The following is a 3,722-nucleotide window of genomic DNA, read 5'->3' as shown; positions in this document are numbered from 1 at the left end:
GGCTGGCCCGACGCGGCGGGCCAGCCTCTCAGCCTCAGAACGACTCGATGGGGGTGGTGCGGGCGTCCGCGTCGAGCACGCCCCAGCTGATGAGCTCTTCGGTCAGGTCAGCGGGCGACTTGTCGTAGATGACCGCCAGCGACCGCAGGTCCTCGTGCCGGACGGAGAGCACCCGGCCGTTGTAGTCGCCGCGCTGCGCCTGGATGGTGGCGACGTAGCGGGCGAGCGGCCCGATCTTCTCCTTCGGCAGCTGGTTCATCCGCTCAAGGTCAATCACGAGCTTGGGAGCGGTCGCGATCGGGGTGGGGGCGGCGTCGCCGGGCAGCAGCTCGGACACCGGGACCCCGTAGAACTCGGCAAGCTCGGCGAGCTTCTGAACGGTAACCGACCGGTCGCCGCGCTCGTAAGAACCGACCACGACGGCCTTCCACCGTCCGCGTGACTTCTCCTCAACGCCGTGCAGCGAGAGTCCCTGCTGGGTGCGAATAGCGCGCAGTCGCGCGCCCAGGGTCTTGGCGTACTCAGATGGCATGTTTCCTCGGTTTCCCGGCCAGTCGTCGCTTACGGTAACGGTTACGCACAGTGACGGTAAGCGGCGAGGGCGACAAGGTCAAGCCAAATGGCAAAAACTGGTCGAAGGCACTCAGTAACCGTCCTTGCCCTCGCGGAATGCTTCGTACCCCTCGCCAGGAAGCGACAACCCCCGATGTCGTCGGGTTTTCCGTGCGCAGGGGCGGCAAGATGGCCCGCCGCCCGGCTCCGGACCGTTATGACATCGTGCATCTAATGTGATCCAAATCACAGTGCGCATGCTCACTGGGAATCACCAAACGACGTCCGCGCGGCCGGGGACGAGCGGGGTGCCGGAGCCGGTGATGACTAAGGGTACCGGTGGTGCCCCCGGTGGCCGCCGCGCCGGCGTGGGCGGCCAGGAACAGACGGTCCTGCCTGCGCGGATGTTGCTGGTACGGTAATCGGCGTAGGCATCCTTTAAGGACCGTCCCGTGAGACGGGGAAGGAGGTCGTGACTGGTGTGCGCGATGAGGCCAGAACCAGGTCACGAGTCGAGTACCCCTAGTGTCCCCGGCGCCGCGAGCGCCGCGCAGGCCCCAGACCCCGGCCAGGCCGCTGGCGGTGGCTGGAAAGCGGTGCTCACTCCCGAGGAGATCCGTCGCGCGCTGAGCCGCATCGCGCACGAGATCCTGGAACGCACGCACGGTGGCGAGGGGGTTGTCTTGCTCGGCATCCCTACCCGCGGGGTTTACCTGGCCCGCCGGCTGGCGGCGCGGATCGGTGAGTTCGAGGGCACCCCGGCGCCGTACGGCTCGCTCGACGTCACCATGCACCGCGACGACCTGCGGCTGCGCCCGGCCCGCGCGCTGCGGCGGACCGAGGTGCCGCCCGAGGGGGTGGACGGCAAGACGGTCGTGCTGGTCGACGACGTGCTGTTCTCCGGGCGGACCGTGCGCGCCGCGCTTGACGCGCTCAACGATCTCGGCAGGCCGCGCGCCGTGCAGCTCGCCGTGCTGGTCGACCGCGGCCACCGGGAGCTGCCGATCCGCGCCGACTACGTGGGCAAGAACCTGCCGACGGCGCACCGCGAGGTGGTGCGGGTGCACCTGACGGAGATCGACGGCGAGGACTCGGTGCTGCTCGGGGAGGGTGACCGGTGAACCGGCACCTGATCTCCGCGGCCGACCTGAGCCGCGACGACGCGATTCTCATCCTGGACACCGCGGCCGAACTCGCCAGCGTCGCGGGCCGGCCGATCAGGAAGCTCCCGACGCTGCGCGGCCTGACGGTCGTCAACTGCTTCTACGAGGACTCCACCAGGACAAGGACCTCGTTCGAGGCGGCCGCGAAGCGGCTGTCCGCGGACGTGATCAACTTCTCCGCCAAGGGCTCGAGCGTGGCCAAGGGCGAAAGCCTGAAGGACACCGCGTTGACCCTGGAGGCGATGGGCGCGGACGCGGTGATCATCCGGCACAGCGCGTCCGGCGCCGCCCACACGCTGGCCCGCTGGGTGACCGGCAGCGTGGTGAACGCAGGGGACGGCACCCACGAGCACCCCACCCAGGCGCTGCTGGACGCGTTCACGATGCGCCAGCGGCTCGTCGGGGACGGCGAGCGGGGCCGCGGCATGGGCCTGGACGGGCTGCGGGTCACGATCGTTGGCGACGTGCTGCACAGCCGGGTGGCCAGGTCCAACGTGCTGCTGCTCAGCACGCTCGGGGCCGAGGTGACGCTGGTGGCCCCGCCGACGCTGATGCCGTACGCGGTCGAGAGCTGGCCGTGCAAGGTCAGCTACGACCTGGACGCGGAGCTCCGCAAGGCCGACGTGGTGATGATGCTGCGGGTGCAGCAGGAGCGGATGAGCGCGGCGTACTTCCCGAGCATCCGGGAGTACCGGCGCCGGTACGGGCTCGACACCGGGCGGATGGCGCTGCTGCCCGAGCACGCGATCGTGATGCACCCGGGCCCGATGAACCGCGGCGTGGAAATCGCCGCCGAGGTCGCGGACTCGCCGCGGTCGACGATCGTGGCGCAGGTGAGCAACGGGGTCATCGTCCGGATGGCCGTTCTTTACCTGCTACTCGGCGGTGCCGGCGAGGGGGCGGCGGTATGACCGAGGAATGGCTGATCAAGGGCGTCTCGATCGCGGGCGCCCCGGGCGCCGCCGACATCCACCTCGACGGCGGCGAGATCGTAGCCGTCGGCGCGGGCATCGCCGCACCGACGGCGCGCGTCCTCGACGCCCAGGGGCTGATCGCGCTGCCCGGCCTCGTGGACCTGCACGCGCACCTGCGCGAGCCGGGCAGCGAGGACGCCGAGACGGTGGAGACCGGCACCAGGGCCGCCGCGCTCGGCGGCTACACCGCGGTGCACGCGATGGCGAACACCGAGCCGGTGGCCGACACCGCCGGGGTCGTCGAGCAGATCTGGCGGCTCGGCCAGCAGGCCGGGTACGCCGACGTCCGCCCGGTCGGCGCGGTCACCGTGGGCCGGAACGGCAGGCAGCTCGCGGAGCTCGGCGCGATGGCCGACTCGGCCGCGGCGGTCCGGGTGTTCTCCGACGACGGCGACTGCGTCGCCGACCCGCTGCTGATGCGCCGGGCCCTGGAGTACGTGAAGGCGTTCGACGGGGTGATCGCGCAGCACGCCCAGGAGCCGCGGCTCACCGAAGGCGCCCAGCTGAACGAGGGTGAGGTCGCCAGCAGGCTCGGCCTGCCCGGCTGGCCGGCCGCCGCCGAGGAGGCGATCATCGCGCGCGACTGCCTGCTCGCCGCGCACACCGGCTCGCGGCTGCACGTCTGCCACGTCTCGACGGCCGGCTCGGTGGAGATCGTCCGCTGGGCCAAGGCCAAGGGCTGGCAGGTGACCGCCGAGGTGACCCCGCACCACCTGCTGCTCACCGACGACCTGGCCGGCGGGTACGACACCGTGTTCAAGGTCAACCCGCCGCTGCGCACCAGGGCCGACGTGGACGCGCTGCGCCGGGGGCTGGCCGACGGCACCATCGACTGCGTGGCCACCGACCACGCGCCGCACCCGGTCGAGGCCAAGGAGACCGAGTGGGCGGCCGCCGCGAACGGCATGACCGGCCTGGAGACCGCGCTGCGCGTGGTGCAGCTCGCGATGGTGGACACCGGCCTGCTCGACTGGGCCGGCGTCGCGGACCGCATGTCGCGCCGCCCGGCCGCGATCGGCCGGCTGCCCGGCCA

General features: G+C 71.5%; 4 protein-coding genes. 3 read left to right on the top strand and 1 reads right to left on the bottom strand.

Annotated elements, in window-relative coordinates:
* Positions 1-34: 34 nt before the first annotated feature.
* Complete coding sequence (locus WA805_RS01540; RefSeq protein ID WP_422272937.1) at positions 35-532, bottom strand: transcriptional regulator; 498 nt, start codon at positions 530-532, stop codon at positions 35-37.
* Positions 533-1,040: 508 nt separating this feature from the next.
* Here WA805_RS01540 and pyrR point away from each other — a divergent pair.
* The 3 genes from pyrR to WA805_RS01525 all read left to right on the top strand — a co-directional run.
* Positions 1,041-1,673 carry a bifunctional pyr operon transcriptional regulator/uracil phosphoribosyltransferase PyrR gene (gene pyrR, locus WA805_RS01535; RefSeq protein WP_425241477.1) on the top strand — a complete coding sequence of 211 codons (633 nt, stop codon included), beginning with the start codon at positions 1,041-1,043 and terminating at the stop codon, positions 1,671-1,673.
* Positions 1,670-2,626, top strand: coding sequence for an aspartate carbamoyltransferase catalytic subunit (locus tag WA805_RS01530; RefSeq protein ID WP_422285535.1), 957 nt, complete (start codon positions 1,670-1,672; stop codon positions 2,624-2,626). Before pyrR ends, WA805_RS01530 begins: the two co-directional genes overlap by 4 nt.
* Positions 2,623-3,722, top strand: a 1,100-nt coding sequence (locus WA805_RS01525) for a dihydroorotase (RefSeq protein WP_425241476.1), incomplete at its 3' end; no start/stop codon positions are given. The genes WA805_RS01530 and WA805_RS01525, both read left to right, overlap by 4 nt.

This window comes from Trebonia sp. (assembly GCF_049794275.1).
Classification (GTDB): Bacteria; Actinomycetota; Actinomycetes; order Streptosporangiales; family Streptosporangiaceae; genus Trebonia.
The sequence above is the reverse complement of the archived record's forward strand: the minus strand, read 5'-3'. Positions and strand labels throughout refer to the sequence as shown.

Bases quoted from the DNA above. Each gene is read 5' to 3' on its own strand.
- pyrR (WP_425241477.1), top strand. From the start codon at position 1,041: ATGAGGCCAGAACCAGGTCACGAGTCGAGTACCCCTAGTGTCCCCGGC.
- WA805_RS01540 (WP_422272937.1), bottom strand. From the start codon at position 532: ATGCCATCTGAGTACGCCAAGACCCTGGGCGCGCGACTGCGCGCTATT.